The 17,092-nt window shown below is 66.4% G+C and carries 22 protein-coding genes; 14 read left to right on the top strand and 8 right to left on the bottom strand.

Going from position 1 to position 17,092, the window contains the following annotated elements; all coding sequences use genetic code 11:
* Positions 1–44 precede the first annotated feature (44 nt).
* Positions 45–1,142, top strand: a complete 1,098-nt coding sequence (locus tag P1L41_RS12275; RefSeq protein WP_276296018.1) for a S1C family serine protease — start codon at positions 45–47, stop codon at positions 1,140–1,142.
* An 83-nt stretch (positions 1,143–1,225) separates the two neighbouring features.
* Here the strand turns inward: P1L41_RS12275 and P1L41_RS12270 are convergent, their stop codons facing one another.
* From P1L41_RS12270 to P1L41_RS12260, 3 genes are read right to left on the bottom strand one after another with little or no spacing between them, the layout of a single operon-like run.
* Positions 1,226–2,098: a hypothetical protein gene (locus P1L41_RS12270; RefSeq protein ID WP_276296017.1), complete on the bottom strand. Its 873-nt coding sequence runs from the start codon at positions 2,096–2,098 to the stop codon at positions 1,226–1,228.
* On the bottom strand, positions 2,095–3,273 hold the full coding sequence (gene priS, locus P1L41_RS12265; RefSeq protein WP_276296016.1) for a DNA primase small subunit PriS: 1,179 nt from the start codon (positions 3,271–3,273) through the stop codon (positions 2,095–2,097). The genes P1L41_RS12270 and priS overlap by 4 nt, the downstream gene beginning before the upstream one ends.
* 39 nt (positions 3,274–3,312) lie before the next feature.
* The gene (locus P1L41_RS12260; protein WP_276296015.1) at positions 3,313–3,792 is read right to left on the bottom strand and encodes a GNAT family N-acetyltransferase; all 480 of its coding nucleotides are present in this window, start codon (positions 3,790–3,792) and stop codon (positions 3,313–3,315) included.
* A 147-nt stretch (positions 3,793–3,939) separates the two neighbouring features.
* Here P1L41_RS12260 and P1L41_RS12255 point away from each other — a divergent pair, with 147 nt between their 5' ends.
* Positions 3,940–5,034: a DoxX family protein gene (locus P1L41_RS12255; protein WP_276296014.1), complete on the top strand. Its 1,095-nt coding sequence runs from the start codon at positions 3,940–3,942 to the stop codon at positions 5,032–5,034.
* Between the two features lie 52 nt (positions 5,035–5,086).
* Positions 5,087–6,547, top strand: a complete 1,461-nt coding sequence (locus tag P1L41_RS12250) for an RtcB family protein (protein ID WP_276296013.1) — start codon at positions 5,087–5,089, stop codon at positions 6,545–6,547.
* 6 nt (positions 6,548–6,553) lie between these two features.
* Here the strand turns inward: P1L41_RS12250 and P1L41_RS12245 are convergent, their stop codons facing one another.
* Positions 6,554–6,985, bottom strand: a complete 432-nt coding sequence (locus tag P1L41_RS12245; RefSeq protein ID WP_276296012.1) for a type IV pilin N-terminal domain-containing protein — start codon at positions 6,983–6,985, stop codon at positions 6,554–6,556.
* An 87-nt stretch (positions 6,986–7,072) separates the two neighbouring features.
* On the opposite strand from P1L41_RS12245, the gene P1L41_RS12240 reads away from it, so the two are divergent.
* Complete coding sequence (locus tag P1L41_RS12240; RefSeq protein WP_276296011.1) at positions 7,073–7,924, top strand: eIF2B alpha/beta/delta subunit family protein; 852 nt, start codon at positions 7,073–7,075, stop codon at positions 7,922–7,924.
* 46 nt (positions 7,925–7,970) lie between these two features.
* Here the strand turns inward: P1L41_RS12240 and P1L41_RS12235 are convergent, their stop codons facing one another.
* Positions 7,971–8,165: a DUF8106 domain-containing protein gene (locus tag P1L41_RS12235; protein WP_276296010.1), complete on the bottom strand. Its 195-nt coding sequence runs from the start codon at positions 8,163–8,165 to the stop codon at positions 7,971–7,973.
* A gap of 211 nt (positions 8,166–8,376) precedes the next feature.
* On the opposite strand from P1L41_RS12235, the gene P1L41_RS12230 reads away from it, so the two are divergent.
* Positions 8,377–9,381: a mechanosensitive ion channel family protein gene (locus tag P1L41_RS12230; protein WP_276296009.1), complete on the top strand. Its 1,005-nt coding sequence runs from the start codon at positions 8,377–8,379 to the stop codon at positions 9,379–9,381.
* On the opposite strand, the gene P1L41_RS12225 is transcribed toward P1L41_RS12230, so the two are convergent.
* Positions 9,342–9,785: a universal stress protein gene (locus P1L41_RS12225; RefSeq protein WP_276296008.1), complete on the bottom strand. Its 444-nt coding sequence runs from the start codon at positions 9,783–9,785 to the stop codon at positions 9,342–9,344. The genes P1L41_RS12230 and P1L41_RS12225 overlap by 40 nt on opposite strands.
* A 140-nt stretch (positions 9,786–9,925) precedes the next feature.
* Here P1L41_RS12225 and P1L41_RS12220 point away from each other — a divergent pair, with 140 nt between their 5' ends.
* The 7 genes from P1L41_RS12220 (at position 9,926) to P1L41_RS12190 (ending at position 13,677) form a co-directional block, all read left to right on the top strand.
* Complete coding sequence (locus P1L41_RS12220; protein ID WP_276296007.1) at positions 9,926–10,165, top strand: DUF5816 domain-containing protein; 240 nt, start codon at positions 9,926–9,928, stop codon at positions 10,163–10,165.
* 72 nt (positions 10,166–10,237) lie between these two features.
* Positions 10,238–10,552, top strand: coding sequence for a DUF7116 family protein (locus P1L41_RS12215; protein ID WP_276296006.1), 315 nt, complete (start codon positions 10,238–10,240; stop codon positions 10,550–10,552).
* Between the two features lie 24 nt (positions 10,553–10,576).
* Positions 10,577–11,107, top strand: coding sequence for a mechanosensitive ion channel domain-containing protein (locus P1L41_RS12210; RefSeq protein ID WP_276296005.1), 531 nt, complete (start codon positions 10,577–10,579; stop codon positions 11,105–11,107).
* Between the two features lie 40 nt (positions 11,108–11,147).
* On the top strand, positions 11,148–12,062 hold the full coding sequence (locus tag P1L41_RS12205) for a metal-dependent hydrolase (protein WP_276296004.1): 915 nt from the start codon (positions 11,148–11,150) through the stop codon (positions 12,060–12,062).
* A 93-nt stretch (positions 12,063–12,155) separates the two neighbouring features.
* Positions 12,156–12,776: a hypothetical protein gene (locus P1L41_RS12200; RefSeq protein ID WP_276296003.1), complete on the top strand. Its 621-nt coding sequence runs from the start codon at positions 12,156–12,158 to the stop codon at positions 12,774–12,776.
* The gene (locus tag P1L41_RS12195) at positions 12,773–13,435 is read left to right on the top strand and encodes a DUF2238 domain-containing protein (protein WP_276296002.1); all 663 of its coding nucleotides are present in this window, start codon (positions 12,773–12,775) and stop codon (positions 13,433–13,435) included. The genes P1L41_RS12200 and P1L41_RS12195 overlap by 4 nt, the downstream gene beginning before the upstream one ends.
* Positions 13,436–13,476: 41 nt before the next feature.
* Positions 13,477–13,677, top strand: a complete 201-nt coding sequence (locus P1L41_RS12190; protein WP_276296001.1) for a dodecin — start codon at positions 13,477–13,479, stop codon at positions 13,675–13,677.
* A gap of 150 nt (positions 13,678–13,827) precedes the next feature.
* Here P1L41_RS12190 and P1L41_RS12185 read toward each other — a convergent pair whose 3' ends face one another.
* Positions 13,828–14,202: a HesB/IscA family protein gene (locus P1L41_RS12185; protein ID WP_276296000.1), complete on the bottom strand. Its 375-nt coding sequence runs from the start codon at positions 14,200–14,202 to the stop codon at positions 13,828–13,830.
* 57 nt (positions 14,203–14,259) lie between these two features.
* Entirely contained in the window at positions 14,260–15,531 is a 1,272-nt protein-coding gene (gene hisD / locus P1L41_RS12180; RefSeq protein ID WP_276295999.1) for a histidinol dehydrogenase, read from the bottom strand.
* Positions 15,532–15,639: 108 nt separating this feature from the next.
* On the opposite strand from hisD, the gene P1L41_RS12175 reads away from it, so the two are divergent.
* Together P1L41_RS12175 and P1L41_RS12170 are read left to right on the top strand one after the other, a co-directional pair.
* A complete protein-coding gene (locus P1L41_RS12175) occupies positions 15,640–16,188 on the top strand; it encodes a DUF1684 domain-containing protein (RefSeq protein WP_276295998.1) in 549 nt (182 codons plus the stop codon).
* Between the two features lie 72 nt (positions 16,189–16,260).
* The gene (locus P1L41_RS12170; RefSeq protein ID WP_276295997.1) at positions 16,261–17,079 is read left to right on the top strand and encodes a CPBP family intramembrane glutamic endopeptidase; all 819 of its coding nucleotides are present in this window, start codon (positions 16,261–16,263) and stop codon (positions 17,077–17,079) included.
* Positions 17,080–17,092 lie beyond the last annotated feature (13 nt).

Below are 17,092 nucleotides of genomic sequence, written 5' to 3'. Positions count from 1 at the left end.
CGGCCGACCGTGGCATTCATCGGACTCCGCTCCCTGGTTCGCGTATGAACAGTACGAGCCTGTCACGTCGCCAGTTGCTCGGCGCGCTCGGCGCCGCAGCCGCGGGCGTCGCCGGGTGCCAGGCGCCCGGACAGACCGAGGCCCCGACGGCCGACCGACAGGTGTCGACCGAGACGTCCGACATCGAGACGGCCGCATCCCGCGGGTCGACCTACGCCGACGTCTACCAGCAGGTCGCCGGCTCCGTCGTCTCGATACGGGTGCTCACCGGCTCGGGCGGCGGGTCACAGGGGAGCGGCTTCCTCGTCGACGACAGCCACATCGTCACGAACGAACACGTGGTGGCCGGCGGTGACGAGTACTACGCTCGCTTCGCGGACACCGGATGGCGCGAGGTCAGCATCGTCGGGATGGACGTCTACAGCGACCTCGCTGTGCTCGACATCGACGACCCCTCGGCCGCCGCGACGCCGCTCTCCTTCGCGGACCAGGACCCCGCGATCGGGACGGAGGTCGTCGCAATCGGGAACCCCTTCGGGCTCTCGGGGTCGGTCTCCGCCGGCATCGTCAGCGGCGTCGACCGGACGCTCCGGAGCGCGAACAACTTCTCTATCGCCGACGCCATCCAGACGGACGCGGCGGTCAATCCCGGCAACAGCGGCGGCCCGCTGGTGAACCTCGACGGGGACGTGATCGGCGTCATCAACTCCGGCGGCGGCGACAACGTCGGCTTCGCCATCTCTGCCCAGCTGGCCCGGCGCGTCGTGCCGTCCCTGATTCAACGCGGCTCGTACGACCACTCGTACATGGGTGTCCTGCTGCGCAGCGTCACGCCGCTGGTCGCGGAGGCCAACGGCCTGGACAGAGCGACCGGCGTCTACATCGACGACACCGTCGACGGGGGGCCCGCAGCCGGCGTCCTCCGCGGGAGCTCCGGCTCGCGCGTCGTCGCCGGGACGGAGGTGCCGACTGGTGGCGACGTCGTACTCGCCCTTGATGAGACCCCCACGCCGACGCGACAGGCGCTCGCGACGTACCTGGCACTGGAGACCAGTCCGGGCGACACCATCGCGGTCACGCTGCTCCGTGACGGTACCGAGCTGACCGTAGACCTGAGGCTCGGGAACCGGCCCGCGCCGTAGGTCTCGGCCGGTCGAGCCGTGTCCTCACCTACCGAACTGACAACTTTTCGAAAAGACCTGGCTCAGAGACGCTTTGCCGGTGACTAGTCGAGCGGTTCGGCGGCGTCCTGCTCGACCAGCGGGTCGGCGTTGTCGCTCGGCAGTGTGACGATGTCGTCCGTCGCGAGATCGTACTCGCGCTCGTCAACGCCGAATATCTCGCCCACGTCGTCGGTGATGCGGACCGTCCGACGCTGGACGTCGTCGACGGAGTGCTCCGGCCCGTCGTCGGCCGGTTCGGCTGGCTCGTCTCGGCCCGACTGGGGTGGGGGACTCGTTTCCTGGTCAGTGGCGACCGCAGCCTCGTCGGCCGGCCGCCCATCACCGACCGGTTCCGGGTCTGTCCCCGACGATTCGTCGGGTTCCATCCCGCTCCCACCCATCACGTCGGCCGCGCCGACGCCATTGTCGTCCGGTGTCGGTGAATCCGCATCGGCCGCTGGGGCCGGGGTATCCGAGCTCGGTTCGGTAGTCGTCTCTGTGGGTGTGCTCGTCTCGATTGGGGCACTGGCCACCTCGTCGCCCACATTCTCCCCGGAGATGACGTCCAGGACGTGGTTCCGGTTGTCCTTGATGGCCTGGACCATCGTCTCGAAGAGGCTCCGTTCCTCCTTGGTGAGCCCGTCTTCCTCCATCGGCATGTCGGCGGCCGCCAGCGACGCCATCTTGACGATTTTGCCGACGCGACGCTCGTAGATGGCCTCTATCGTCTGCTCGGCCGTGTTGATGTCGTCGGTGAGGTGGTTCACCTCGGGCGCGTCGAAGGGGTCGTCGGCCCGTTGGGCCGCCCGCGACCGCTCCTCGCGCAGTTGGGCGATGAACTCGCCGGCCTCCGTGTAGAACGTCGCGCGCAGCTGCTGGAGCTGGTCGGTCTGGCGCTCCCGCGATTGAACGGACTGGAGTTCGTCGAGGTTCATTCCTTCCCCTTCTCGGCGCGACCGCGGGCCATCAGGAAGATGCCCACGTGCTCTGGTACTGAGTGGATACCCGCCTCGACTGTAAAACTATCGCCGCCCAGTTCGACCAGGCCAGGGTCGGTGACGTCGACGGAGATCTCGTGGCCGCGAAACGTCTCCGGGACGGGGTCGACCAGCGGGTCGAACGCCGCGATGTCGTCGCGGCCGATGCGTTGGACCTCCAGCCCGCTCCCGCCGTGGAGCGAGCCCGGGAGCCGGATGAGGCGGTTGGTGTCCGTCGTCACCGGCTCGTCGATGGGTGCGTTGTCCGTCGCGACGACCTCGTGGTGGAGTAGCTTCGCGAGCTGGTAGAACGCGGGGTGGACGTCGATGTTCCCGGACGCCAGCTGGTCGTAGTTGTTCCGGGCGGCGTTCAGCGCCGCCGTCGCCTTCCCTTCGCCGATGCCGTCGTACTTCTGGAGGCGGTCGAGGGCGTCCGCTTCGTCCATCCCAAGTAGGTCGTCGACCTCCGACATGATGTGTCGGTGGGCGCGTGCGCCCCACCCGCCCTCGGTCACGAGGGTCCGCTTCTGGGCCGGACTGGACCGTCCCGCCGTTCCCGAGACCGCTTGCTCGCTGACGAGCTCGTCGAACTCCAGGCCGATACCCCGGACGTAGTCGACGACTTCGCGGCGCGCCTCGCGGTTCAGGTGCCGGATGCTCTCGTCGCGGACGTGGACGTGGTACCCGCGGCCCCCGGAGAACACGACGGTCATGTCGTCGAAGTCGAAGTCGTCTTCGAGGAAGTCGAGCAGGCGCAACAGCGCGTCCTTGCACTTCGCGAGCATCTCCCCGTACGTGTCCTCGCCCAGCTCGACAGCGGGGAGGTGGTCGGCGTCCAGGTCGAAGACGAGGTCCGAGGAACGCCATCCCTTCGCCCCCATCGTCGACGCGCTGGGGTCGTCGTAGCGGCCCGCGGAGAAGTAGACGTGTCTGGGCTTCTTGCGGCCGAGGAACTCGGAGAGCTCGCCGAGGTCGAGCAGCGAGCGGTGGCGCACCATCGTCTCGCCGGGGCCCTCGGTCCACGGGATGAAACCCCATTCCCGTTCGTTGGCGGCCGGCGGCGGCGTTATCGAGGCCTGCCGGTAATGGTCGCCAAAGCGGCCACGGAGATACGACAGTGTCCGCGCTTCCATCGGCTACTCCGTTGGACGGTTCCACTCAAAAGCGTTCTCCTACCCGCGCAGCAGCTTCGACAGCTTGTCTCGAATCGTGTCCTCGCCGAGCCGGAGGTAGTAGGCGTCGCCGCCGTCCTCGTAGTAGTTGTCGATGCGGCGGCGGATCTGGAACCCGATGTGCTTGTAGAAGCCCAGCGCCCCCTCGTTGGTCGTCCGGGCGTGGCAGGTCACGGTCCCGTAGTCCTCGGCGACGCGCGCGATGAGGCGCTTTCCGAACCCGTGGCCGCGGTACTCGTCGTCGACGGCGAGAAAGAGGATGTAGCCGTCGCGACGGACCGCGGCGAACCCGACCAGCCGGTCGTTCGGCCGGTCGACGTAGAGGTACACCGTCGACCGGCGGTAGGCGTTCCGGAAGAACCCGTGTCGCTGTCGGAGGACGCCGTCGGACTGGCGGATGTCCTCCTTGAGTCGCCAGGCCGCATCGACGTACTCGTCGCTCCCCCGCTCGACGATTTTCGTTTCGATGTTGACGCTCACTGGCATCATCGTAGAACTGGCATGAACATAATTCCACCGCCCTGAACGTGGCGTTTACCGGCGCAATACGGTCGTCGCGTCGGTTCCGCCGCTGCGGAGATGACGACCGATGAACAGGATTAGGTGTGTCCTCTCCCAATCGCCGCTATGGCGCGCCCTTCGAGTGCCTATGTGCTGGGAGCCGTCTTCGCGGTAGTCGCATTTAGCCGTCCGGTCGCCGGGCACGTCGATTACGTCACCGACGGCCCCGGTCCGGCCGTCGACGCACTGGCGTTCGCCATCGACGTCCTCTCGAACTCGTTCAACGCGGCGCTCTTCGGCGGACTCGGCCTGCTTACCCTCATCGGTATCGCGGGGTACCTCTGGGCCCGGCCGACTATCCCCGACGTCGTCGTGCTCCGGAACACGCTCGCCGGGTACGCCGACCTCGTCCCGTGGATGATTCGTCTGAGCGTCGGCCTCCCGCTCGTCGGTGCCGGCTTTCAGGGGTACCTCTTCGCGCCGACAGTCGCCTTCGACCTGACGGCCAACTCCACCGTCCGGGTGCTGTTCATCGGGCTCGGCTTCCTGCTGCTGTTCGGCCTCGCGGTCCGTATCGCCAGCACGGTCGGGTTGTTGACTTACGGGTGGGCGCTCACCGTCGACCCCGCCGTCGTCATCGCGATGGAGTTCGTTCCGGCGTTCCTCGCGCTAGTCATCCTCGGCGGCGGTCGCCCCAGCGCGGACCAGATGCTCCAGGAGGTCGCGAGCACCGAGGGGACCATCTACGGCCGGTTTGACCCGGTCCACCATCTGAAAGGGTTCCTGGACGAGGTGACGGCCCCGTACCGCCAGTACGTCCCGGTCGTCCTCCGGGTCGGCGTGGGCGCGACGTTCGTCTACCTGGGGCTGGTCCAGAAGCTCGCGACCCCCGGGAGTGCGCTGCTCGTCGTCGAGAAGTACGACCTCACCGCGGTCGTCCCGGTGGACCCCGGCCTGTGGGTACTCGGCGCTGGGGTGACCGAAGTCGCCGTCGGACTCGTGTTCATCCTCGGACTGTTCACCCGTGGCGCCGCCGCCGTCTCCTTCCTCCTCTTTACGACCACGCTCTTCGGCCTGCCGGACGACCCGGTGCTCGTCCACGTCACGCTCTACGGGCTGGTCTCGGCACTGTTCACGCTCGGTGCGGGGCCGCTCTCGCTGGACCACTGGTTCGGCCGGCCGGCCGTCGCCGACGACGAGGCCGCTGTCCCGGCCGACTGACGGCGAACGTTGGGTGGGTGACACTTTTACCCTGCGGCACGGAGTGTCGAGCATGACCACGTACCAGGCCGACGACATCACGCTCGAGAAGGTCAGGGACTACGTCTGGGAGATTCCCCAGCAGGACGGGATGCGCGTCCCGGCCCGCGTACTGGCCAGCGAGGCGCTGCTCGACGAAATAAGCGACGACCTGACGCTCACCCAGCTCAAGAACTCCGCGCATCTGCCGGGGGTCCAGAAGTACACGCTCTGCATGCCGGACGGCCACCAGGGCTACGGCTTCCCAGTGGGCGGTGTCGCCGGTATCGACACCGAGGAGGGCTGTATCTCGCCCGGCGCGGTGGGCTACGACATCAACTGCGGCGTCAGGATGCTGAAGACGACTCTCACCTACGACGACGTCCGGGGACACGAAGAGGAGCTCGTCGATTCGCTGTTCGACGCGATTCCGTCTGGACTGGGCGGTGGCGGCGTCCACGAGGGGACCATCGAAGAAGTCGACGCGATTCTCGAACGGGGGCTGGACTGGGCGCTCGAACACGGGTACGCCGTCGAGGACGACCTGGCGCACTGCGAGGACGAGGGATACCGTCCGGAGGCGAACGCCGCGAAGGTATCCGAGCGGGCGAAGAACCGGGGGACGGACCAGATCGGGTCCCTCGGGTCGGGCAACCACTTCCTCGAAGTCCAGCGGGTCACAGACGTGTTCCGGCCCGACGTCGCCGCCGACTTCGGCCTGTCGACCGACCAGATCGTCGTCCTCATCCACTGTGGCTCCCGCGGCCTGGGACACCAGGTCTGTACGGACTACCTGCGCGAGATAGAGAAGGCCCATCAGGGCTTGCTGAACCAGCTCCCCGACAAGGAACTGGCTGCGGCGCCGGCGGGGTCGCAACTGGCCGACGACTACTACGAGGCGATGTGCGCGGCCATCAACTACGCCTGGGTGAACCGCCAGCTCGTCATGCACCGGACGCGGACGGTGTTCGAGGACGTCTTCGACCGCTCGTGGGAGGACCTGGGGATGTATCTGCTGTACGACGTCGCTCACAACATCGCGAAGCGAGAGGTCCACGAGGTCGCGGGCGAGGACCGCGAGCTGTTCGTCCATCGGAAGGGCGCGACGCGCGCGTTCCCGGCCGGCCGACCGGAGCTCCCGCCGGTCTACGCCGACGTGGGACAGCCGATACTAATCCCGGGGAGCATGGGCGCGGGCAGTTACGTCCTCCGTGGGGGCGCCGAGTCGATGCGAGAGTCGTTCGGGTCGACGGCCCACGGTGCCGGTCGACTGATGTCACGGATGCAAGCGAAACAGGAGTACTGGGGCGAGGACGTCAGCGACGACCTCCGCGAGCACGACCAGGTCTACGTCAGAGCCCAGTCCGGCGCGACGGTCGCAGAGGAGGCCCCCGGCGTGTACAAAGACGTCGACGAGGTGGTCCGGGTCTCCGACGCGCTGGGTATCGGTGACAAGGTGGCCCGGACGTTCCCCGTCTGTAACATCAAGGGCTGATGCTCACTAGCCATCCCACTCACTCAACTTCGTCCGGTTGCCGCTCCGATTCAGGTAGATCTCCACCTGGTCCCCCCGCTGGACGCTCTGTCCGTAGGCGTTCCCGGAACCGAGCTGCGTGATATCGCCCGGACCGACGAGCGCCGTCTCGTTCCGGTTGGCCAGCTCCGCCCAGGTCGCATTGTTACCGGGTCCCTGGAACTCGATGTTTCCGGCCTGTAGTTCGTCACCCCTGGCGTGGGTGACGATGAGCAAGCCGCTATTCTCGACGTGGTCGTAGGTGAAGTTGGCACGAGGACCGCCTTCGTCCACGTCCTCGAAAACGAGGACGCTCATCCCGACCATCGCGGTCACCGTTATGGTCAGGCCGATGAGGACGGCCACACCGATGGCTTCGGACATCCCGAGGGTATCGGTGCGGAGGCGTCGCCCACCCATCTCGTTCCGGGGAGAGGGTGACCAGCGGTATATGTCATTCGGGTCTCGTGGGGAAGACACATGACCGTCCGGGTCACAGCAGTTGATATGATAGACGAGACGGTCCGGCAGATCGAGGAGATGCAGACCCACAGCTCTTCTGTCGTCGCCGTGAAGGCCGCAGAGGCGCTTCGCGCGCTGACCGACCGGGACTACCCGACCGTGGAGGCCTACCTCAGGACGCTCGAACGCAACAGCCACGCACTCCAACGGGCGAACCCCTCTCACGCGTCGCTCCACACGACACAGGAGGACATCGTGCAGCGCGTCAGCGACGCGGACCCCGCGGACGTCGAGGCGGCGAAGGACCTGACGACCGCTGCCATCGACGACGTGGTCTCCGAAGTCGAGCACGCGAAAGACCGCGCTGCGGCCCGGACGGCGGAGTTTATCGCCGACGACGACGTCCTCCTGTTGCACGACTTCTCCTCGACGGTCATGGCCGCACTGGACGAGGCGCTCTCCAACGGTGCCGAGTTCGAGATCTACGTCACGGAGTCCAGACCCCGGATGCTGGGACGGAAGGCCGCACGCCAGCTCGCCCAGCGAGACGGACTCGACGTGACGCTCACCGTCGACAGTGCGGCCGGCTACTACGTCTCCGAGTGCGACCGTCTCCTCCTCGGGATGACGTGCATCGTCGACGACACGCTGTACAACCGCGTCGGCACGTATCAGATCTGCACGGCGGCCGTCGACAGCGACGTCCCGATCACCGTCACCGGCGCGGGCTCCAAGCTGGTCGAAGGCGGGTTCGCCTTCCAGAACGAGTTCCGGCCGCCGGCGGAAGTGATGCGGGAACCGGCCGACGGGTTCAACCTCGCGAACCCGGCCTACGACGCGACGCCGACCGAACTCCTCGATACCGTCGTGACCGACGACCAGGTCTACGACTACTGAGACGAGCGCGGATGACGACTCTCACGGCTGCAGCCGCCGAGTGGCGTCACTGACTGCTGACGACGGTCCGACAGACCGGACAGCGCAATCGCTCGCGGCCGTCCTCTCCTTCGGTGTGCCAATCGCCGTCCAGCTCGCTCTCGTGGCCACAGTCGGGGCAAAACAGGACAGTCTTGCGTCGCTCATCGCCAGGGGCGAACTCTTCGATAGCGTCCGTGGTGAACGGCGTGGTGGAGGTCATTGGATAACTAGTGTTGCTGTACACTGATATACGTGTCGGGGAATTGTTTGATAGTTCACGACAGACCCACCACGTCTGTCGGTTTTGGGCGTATAATAATTCCTGACAGTTCGCTGGATGAGAGCACGTCACACGTGCATCTGGCTCGCGGTAGCGGCCCCGTCCCATCGGGAGGGCAATCCTTTTCTCGGGGGGCCGTGGATGATGGGTCATGCGAGCCGGTTCCGTCTGGTTGTTCCAGACGACCCCGACGCCGACCCAGGCCGGGACCACCACGGACCTCGGCGGGCTGCTCCCCGTCCAGATTCCAGTCTGGGTGATGCAACTGCTCACGGCGCTGTTCGTGTTGACGGTGGCGTTCCTTATCTCCCGTCTCCTCGTGCGCTTGCTGGGCCGGCGTATCGCCCAGCGGTTCCGTCGACCGAGCCTCACCCGGACGGCGCTGCGCAGCATCCGCGTCGGCGTGTTCATCCTCGCGCTCCTGACGGTGATGAACATCTACGGCCTGGAACTGGGCGACATCGCGCTCTCGGTCACCGTGTTCTCCGCCGTCATCGGTGTCATCCTGGCGCCCATCGTCGGGAGCATCATCTCCGGGATGTTCCTCCTCGCGGACCAACCCTACGAGATCGGCGACATGATCGAGCTGGCCGACCGGAACCAGCGGGGCTTCGTCGAGGACATCACGCTCAGGCACACGAAGATTTTCACCATGGACAACACCTTCCTGGTGATTCCGAACGGGGAGATACGCCAGCGTGACGTGATCAACTACTCCGCCGAAGACCCACGAATCAGGCTCTCACAGGGCTTTCTCGTCACCTACGAGAGCGACATCCAGCAGGCCCGCACGCTCATCGAGCGGGCCGCCCAGAGCTGTGAGGGCATCATCGAGGGCGGTCCCGACATCCGTATCGGTGCCGCCCGGTATCCAGCGTCGCCGACGGCCTACATCGATGACTTCGCCGACCACGGGGTGTTGCTGACGCTGCGGTACTGGGCGATGGAACCGTACAAACTGCTCACCGTCCGCTCGCGGATTCAGACGGCCGTCTGGGACGAACTCGAGGACGCAGACGTCGAGATCGCGTACCCGCACTCGCACCTGTACTTCGACGAGACGAGCGGCGAGATGCAGGTCTCGATGGCCGAGGAGTCGGCGGACCCGCGCGACGGTCAGACGTTGGACGAACTCGACGAGGAGCGAGAGGGCTGAGCGTCCGGGCTGACCGTGACGATGTCGCAGTCGAGCTCCTCCCGGAGGAAGCGGTCGATGTCCGGGTCGTCGACGAGTCGGAGGACCATCTTGCGCCACCGGCTGACCTGCTTGCTGCCGATGACGACGACGTCGGCCTCCTGTGCGGCCACCTCGTCGAGAATCGTCTCCTCGACGAGCAGTCCCGTCCGGACGACGTACCGCGTCCGCGGCAGGTGGCCGAACGCCGCTTCGACGGCCTGTTTGAGCTCGCTCCGTGTCACTCGCTGGCCGTTCTGGTAGAGATTGACGTGGAGGACTGTCAGGTCGGCGTCCTCGCTCTCGGCGACTTTGATTGCTTCCGCGAGCGTCGCTCGTGAGTTCTCGGAGAGGGGATACCGAACCGGGACGACGACCTGTTGCATCGAGTGGAAATTGGCTCCCGGTGTTTATATTCCTAGCGACAGAGACATCTTCTGCTGTGCTTTCACGAGGCCGTCACAGCGCGTCCGACGAATCGGCCGGAGTCGCAGCACCTTAGCCGATAGCCCGCCTCCGGTCGAACATGGACGCTCACGACGGGCCAGAGGGGCTCACACTCTACGTCGACCGCACCGACTCGGATATCGGGACCAAGGGACCGTTCTTCGTGGTCTACGCGGACGAGGACGGCACGCGGCGGTGGGGCTACTTCTGCAGCAACTGTTCGACGTTCGACAACGCGATGGACTCGATGGGACGTATCCGGTGCAACGAGTGTAGCAACCTCCGGAAACCAGACGAGTGGGACGCGGCACACGAGTGAACGCGACCGGGTAGCGAGTGGGTTCGTGTCAGTAGGAACGTTTATATCGTCACCCTTGGTACTTGTTGTCAGATGGGGGCTGTTACCACATCCCTAGGCGAGCAGGCTCGGTCGATATTCGACGAACTCGGTTACACCGTGTCGCGCACTGGCACAGAAATCCGCGCGGAGTACAAGTGGCGCACAGTCACGATCTCCGTCCTCGAACCGGACGAGAAACCACCGGAAACGGGCGAACTCCGGTGTTTCGTCACACGGGCCGGTGAGGTGACACGCCTCTATACCCGGTTGCGGACGATGGACGTCGAGTACGACTGGGCGGTCATCGGTATCGAAGACGACGGAACCTACGAGGTGTTCCGCTCGGACGCCAGACCCACATTTTAACCCCGTTACGTTCGTCTCGCTTGCGTGCAGATAGACATCCTCAACAGGGCATTCGAGCAGATACTCGCGAACGTCACCGACGCGCTGCCGGACCTCATCACCGGCATCGTCTTCCTCGCGCTCGCCGCAGTGCTCATCAAACTACTCATGGCGGTCGTGCGGACGGCGCTCGACCGGGGGCTGCCGGGCGAATCGCCGGTGTACAGACAGTTCATCGCGGTCATCGTCCTCGTGTTCCTGTGGTTCGCCGTGGTGCTCTCCTTTCTCTCGATCGTCGGCCTCACCGCCATCGCCGCCTCGCTGGGAACGGCCACGGGGTTCCTCGCTCTCGGCGTCTCGTACGCACTGTCGGGGATGATAGCCGACGCCGTCGCCGGTGTCTACCTCTTGCGGGACCCCGATTTCAACCCGGGCGACGTGGTGACCGCCGGCGGCGTCACCGGCGAGGTCGTGGCCATCGAACTCAGAAAGACCCGGTTCCGGGTCGAGGGAAACACCGTCGTCCGTGCCAATGCGGACATCGAGAAGCAGTGGACGAAAGTAGATACCACGTAGCACAGGGGTAGTTAAGACCTCTGAGTGCGAAGTTTCTCTAATGTTCGTCGGACACGGGCTGCTGGCGTTCTCCCTGATGGCCCTCGCTGCGGAGCGGTGGGGCGTCTCTCGAGAGCGTGCCGTAACCTTCGGCGTGCTGGCAGCCCTCTTTGCCACCGTGCCCGACGTCGACGTCGTCTACGCGCCGGTCGGCCTCCTCCTGCGCTCGGTCAACACGCTCGGACCGGACGTGTTCTGGGAGACGGCGAACGTCATCCACCGCGGCCCGACCCACTCGCTCGTGATGGGCGCACTCCTGGCTGTCGCCGTCGCGCTCTGGGTCACCGGTCGCGACGCGGGGCGCGTGCTCGCTATCGGCGTCGTCGGCGCGCTGGTCGTCGTCGCGACGGCGGCCAGCGGCGTCGTCGGCGGCCTGGTGATCCTCGTCTATGGACTCGGCGGCCTCGGACTGGCGCTGCTGGCCGAACGGCTCGCCGTCAGCCCGCGGCAGGCGCTCGCAGTCGCGCTCGTCGGACTGCTCTCACACCCCTTCGGCGACCTGTTCACCGGGTCACCGCCACCGTTCCTCTACCCGCTGGACGTCACGCTCGTCGCCGAACGGGTCCTCCTACACCCCGACCCGACCGGTCACCTGCTGGCCGCGTTCGCCGTCGAACTGGCGACGGTGTGGCTGGCCGTCTGGACCTACGCTCGCCTGACGGGCCACACGCTCCCGGGACTCGTCTACCCGCGTGCCTCGCTGGGTGTCGGGTACGCCGTCGCCGCGTTCGTGCTCCCGGCCCCCACGCTCGACCAGTCGGCGCACTTCGTGTTCAGCGTCCTGGCGCTCAGCGTCGTGGGCGCGCCGGTTCGGCCGTTCAGTCGGGGCGTCGACTGGTTGAAGACGCTCGTGACAGGCCTGGCCGCCGTCACCATCGCTGCCCTCGCGTACACGCTCGCCTACGGTCTGCTCTGACCCGAGCGTCCACATAGCCACGTCCATATCGCAGAACCGCTGGTTCGGTGCGTATCCGATAGCATTTTCGGGTTCGGGTCGCTTGCAGAGTGTATGGCACGCGACGTCACCGACCTCTTGCGCGACAAGCGGCTGAACGCGCTGGGTGGGTGGATAATCGTGGTGGTCCTGTTCGGCGTGGCGGTGACGAGTCTCGTCGGCGGGAACCTCCTCTGGACGGTGTTCGCGACGACGGTGACCGTCCTCGCCGTCTTACCACCTGTGTTGCTCGTCAACCGATACGCGATGTTACCGTGGGAGATTCTACTGCTTGCGGCCCTGCCCGTCGTTGGCCGCCTGTTCGCGACGGTACCGGTCACCGGCAACCTGGCCAGTTATCTCTCTGTGGCGGCTATCGCGCTTATCATCGCCGTGGAACTCCACGTGTTCACCCCCGTCCGGATGACGCCCCGGTTCGCCGTCGTGTTCGTCGCCGTCGCGACGATGGCTGCCGCCGGCGGTTGGGCTGTGGTCCGCTGGGGCGCCGACATCATGCTCGGGACGACGTTCGTCCTCGACCCGGCGCTGACAGAGCACGAGATAGAGGAGGCGCTGATGTGGGAGTTCGTGGCGTCGACCATCGCCGGCCTCGGCGCAGGCCTCGTCTTCGCGTACTACGTCCGCCGCCAGATCGGCACGAAGCGGATTCCGAGGGAGGTCCGACCCGACACATGAGACTTCGCGACCGCATCGGCATCGGGCGACACCGGCAACAACAGATATCCCGGGCTCTCTCGATGTCTCTCGTCGGCTTCTTCATGGTCGGCATCTGGACGGGCAACACCGGTGTCATCGTCAACGCCGGCGTCGGTGTCCTCGCCACCCAACTGGTCCCGATACTCGAACGGGACTACGGCATCGCACTCGACCCCGCGCTGACGCTCTGGATTACCTCGGCCGTCTTCCTGCACGCGCTCGGCGTGGTGGGTCTCCCGGGCGCCGAGGAGAACTTCTATCGTAGCCTCTGGTGGTGGGACCACCTGACCCACGCACTCTCGTCGTCGGTCGTCGCCGCCGTCGGGTACACGTCCGTCAGGGCGCTGGACCGCCACTCCGAACAGCTCTATTTCCCCCGTCAGTTCATGTTCGTGTTCATCCTGCTGTTCGTGATGGCTTTCGGCGTCTTCTGGGAGGTCATCGAGTTCTCGCTGGGCCTGTTCGCGTCGGCCACGGGGAACGGGACCATCCTCACCCAGTACGGCCTCGAAGACACGATGCTTGACCTAGTGTTCGACACCATCGGTGCCATCATCGTCTCAATCTGGGGCACGGCACATCTCACCGACGTCGTGGGATACGTCGAGGACTGGCTCGATTCCCGGACCCCGACCTGACCGTAGTTTTATGCTCTCCCCGGGAGACGCGACAACACGCTATGGTGTTCAAGAAGATTACACTAATCGGTACCAGTCCCGAGAGCTTCGACGCCGCCGCCGACGACGCTATCGAGCGCGCCGAGCGGACGCTCGACAACCTGAAGTGGGTCGAAGTGGAGGAACTGGGCGTCGAGATAGCGAGCGTCGAGGGTCGGGAGTACCAGGCCGAGGTCGTCGTCGCGTTCGAACTCGAAGAGTAAGCAGTCGGCAGCTCCGTCTTCTCTGACGTTGGGGTCGGTGTGGTGGTGGCCGGTCTGACTCGACGCATAGAACCCGACCCGCCGCTGCTGGATTCACAAGGTGTGGGAAAAAGCGTCAGCGCGTCGTGCTGGGGGTACTGTGTGCGCCGGTCAGGTCCGGAACGACTCGCCACAGCCACACTCGCTGACGACGTTCGGGTTCTCGACGTGGAAGCCAGCGCCCTGGAGGCCGCCCTCGTAGTCGAGCACCGACCCTTCGATGTAGTCGATACTCGCGCCGTCGACGAACACGCGGAGTCCGTTCCGCTCGAAGACGTTGTCGTTCTCCTCCGGTTCGTGTTCGAAGCGCATCCCGTAGGAGAGGCCGGCACAACCGCCCTGCTGGACGTACAGCCGGAGACCGGAGACGTCGGTATCCATTCCCTCGCTCTCCATCAGTTCGAGCGCCTCGACCGCGGCCTCCTCGCTGACAGTCACGTTCGTCCCGCCAGGTTCCGGCTTGCCGTCGTCGGCGGTGCTGCTCATACAGAACAGTGCGTTCCGGAACGTGTTAACACTGACGACGACTGCGCCGCTCGGCACTCAGTCCTCGGAGCGCTTCCGGACGCTCTCGGCGTGTGCCTCCAGCCCCTCTGCCTCGGCGAGCGTCGTAATCGTCTCCGAGAGGTCCCCGAGCGAGTCCTTCGAGAGGCGCTGGACCGTCGTCGAGCGGACGAACGTGTCCACGGAGAGGCCGCCGGTGACGCGAGCCGAGCCGCCGGTCGGGAGGACGTGGTTCGTCCCGGCGGCGTAGTCGCCGGCGGCGACGGGGCTGTACGGGCCGAGGAAGGCGGACCCGGCCGTCGGGATTCGCTCCAGCAGGGCCTCGTCGTCCTCGGCCTGGATGGAGAGGTGTTCGGCTGCGTACTCCTCGGCGAAGAGGACGCCCTCGCTCATCGAACGCGCGTGGAACACGCCCGACGCGTCGTTGTCGAGTGCGGCGCGGATGACCGCCTCACGTTCTCGGTCCTCGGCCTGGGACTCGATTTCAGCCACGACAGCCTCGGCGAGCGCCTCGTCGTCCGTCACCGTCACCACGGAGGCGTTCTCGTCGTGCTCAGCCTGTGCGACCATGTCGGCGGCGACGAACGCGGGGTCGGCCGTCTCGTCGGCGACGACCATTATCTCGGAGGGGCCGGCGAGGAAGTCGATGGCGACGTCGCCCCGCACCTCGGCCTTCGCGGCGGTGACCCAGCGGTTGCCGGGCCCCACGACGATGTCCGTCGCGGTGACCGTCTCGGTGCCGTAGGCCAGCGCGCCGATGGCCTGTGCCCCGCCGACCTGGTAGACGGCGTCGGCACCGGCGACGTGGATAGCCGCGAGCGTGACGGGGTTGACCGGGTCGGCCGGGGGCGTCGCGACGGCGACGTGGTCGACGCCGGCGACTTTCGCGGGGATGACGCCCATGAGGGCGCTGGACGGGTAGGCCGCCGTGCCGCCGGGCGCGTAGACGCCGGCGCTCTCGAGCGGACGGAACCGACGTCCGAGCTCGCGGCCGTCGAAGTCCGCCCGCCAGTCCTCGGGGACCTGCCGTTCGTGGAACTCGCGGATGTTCTCGGCGGCGGCCTCGATGGCGGCCAGGACGTCGTCGTCTACCTGCTCGGCGGCCCGCTCGGCCGCGTCGGTGATGTCGACGTTTCCGACTTCGACGTCGTCGAACTCCGCGGCGAAGCGCCGCAGCGCCACGTCGCCCTCCTCGCGGACCGCCTCGACGATGTCGCGGACGTCGTCGCGGACCGCCTCGACCCCGGCGTCGCGGTCGAAGAGCCCCGCCCGCTCGTCCGGAGTGAGGTCGGCCACGGTACGTACGTTCATAGCCGGGATTCGTGACGGGTGGAAAAACGGGTTTCCCTTTCGACGGCGTCGCTGTGGTGTCCGACCGCGCTCCAACAGACCCAAACTGCTGGGCCGAGTATCGTCAGTATGACCAACGCGACAGACGACTGGGCGCGGCGGCTCCGCGCGAACCGCGACGAGAAAGACCAGTTCCTCGCCGAGCATGCCCAGTCGCCGATACCCCCGGACGAACGCGACTCGTTCGACGGGCTGAACTACTACGACCCGGACCCGGACTACCGCGTCGAGGCGACGGTCACGGTCCACGAGGACCCGGACCCAGTCGAGATGGACACGACGGCCGGCCGGACGGTTCGATATCTGCGCGTCGCCACGCTCGCGTTCGACATCGACGGCGAGGCGCACGAACTCCAGGGGTATCGGCAGGCCGACGACGACACGACGTCGCTGTTCGTCCCCTTCCGGGACAAGACGACCGGGCAACAGACGTACGAGGAGGGTCGATACCTGGAGCTGGAAGCCGACCGCGAACTCGAGGACGGCGACACGTTCACCGTGGACTTCAACCTCGCGTACGCCCCGTTCTGTGCCTACAGCGAGACGTTCGACTGTCCGATTCCGCCCGAGGAGAACTGGCTCGAGACGACCGTCGAGGCCGGCGAGCGGAACCGATAGCTTCGGCGGGCCGCTATCGGGACAGACAGCCGAAGAACGAACTTTTTTCGTCGCTCCGACACTACGGTGGTTATGGAAGCAGTCTCCCGTGAACGACCGGCGGTCAGGTCGGCGGTGGCGCTCGTCGCCGCCGTCGGCCTCGGTGGCGGCGGTCTCTTTCTGGGGTTCGTCCTCGCCCTGGTCGCCGCGCTCGCCCTCACTGCGGCCGGAATCGAGGTGACACCCGTCCGGTTCCTGGTCCTCAGCCTGGTGTTCGTCCAGGGTGTCGGCTCCGCCGGCGTCGCCCTGACCTATCGGAAGTATCGCCCGCGACTCGCCCCGAAGGTTCGGTCCCTGCTCGGACTGACCGACGGGGTCTCGTCGCTCTCGCTCCCCGCGGCGGTCCCGTCAATCGGCCAGGTGGTCATCGTCGGTGTCGGCTACGTCGCCGCGCTCGGTGCCGCCATGGTCGGGGGGCTCGTCGTCTCGACGCTGGACGTCCAGACGGGCCAGAACGCCGCGGCGGAGCTCGGGATGCAGAACCCGGACGTGCTCCTGTTGCTCATTCCGGCGTCGATTCTCGTCATCGGACCCGGCGAGGAGCTGCTCTTCCGCGGCGTCGTCCAGGGGCGACTCCGTGAGGTGTTCGGCTGGAAGGTCGCCGTCGTCCTGGCGAGCGTCATCTTCGCCGGCCTCCACTGGTTCGCGCTGAGCGGCGGGTCGGCCACCGGGAACCTCGTCGTCCTCGGCGTGTTGCTCGGCCCGGCTATCGTCTTCGGCCTCGCCTACGAGTACACCGACAACATCGTCGTCCCGTCACTCATCCACGGTATCTACAACGCGACGCTGTTCACCGCGCTGTACGTCTCCATCACCTCCGGCATGATGCCGGAAGCGACGCTGCTGCTCTGAACCCCCTGGAGAC

Source organism: Haloarcula ordinaria (assembly GCF_029338275.1).
In the GTDB taxonomy this organism is placed as follows: Archaea; Halobacteriota; Halobacteria; order Halobacteriales; family Haloarculaceae; genus Haloarcula; species Haloarcula ordinaria.
This window is presented reverse-complemented; position numbering and strand designations above follow the sequence as displayed.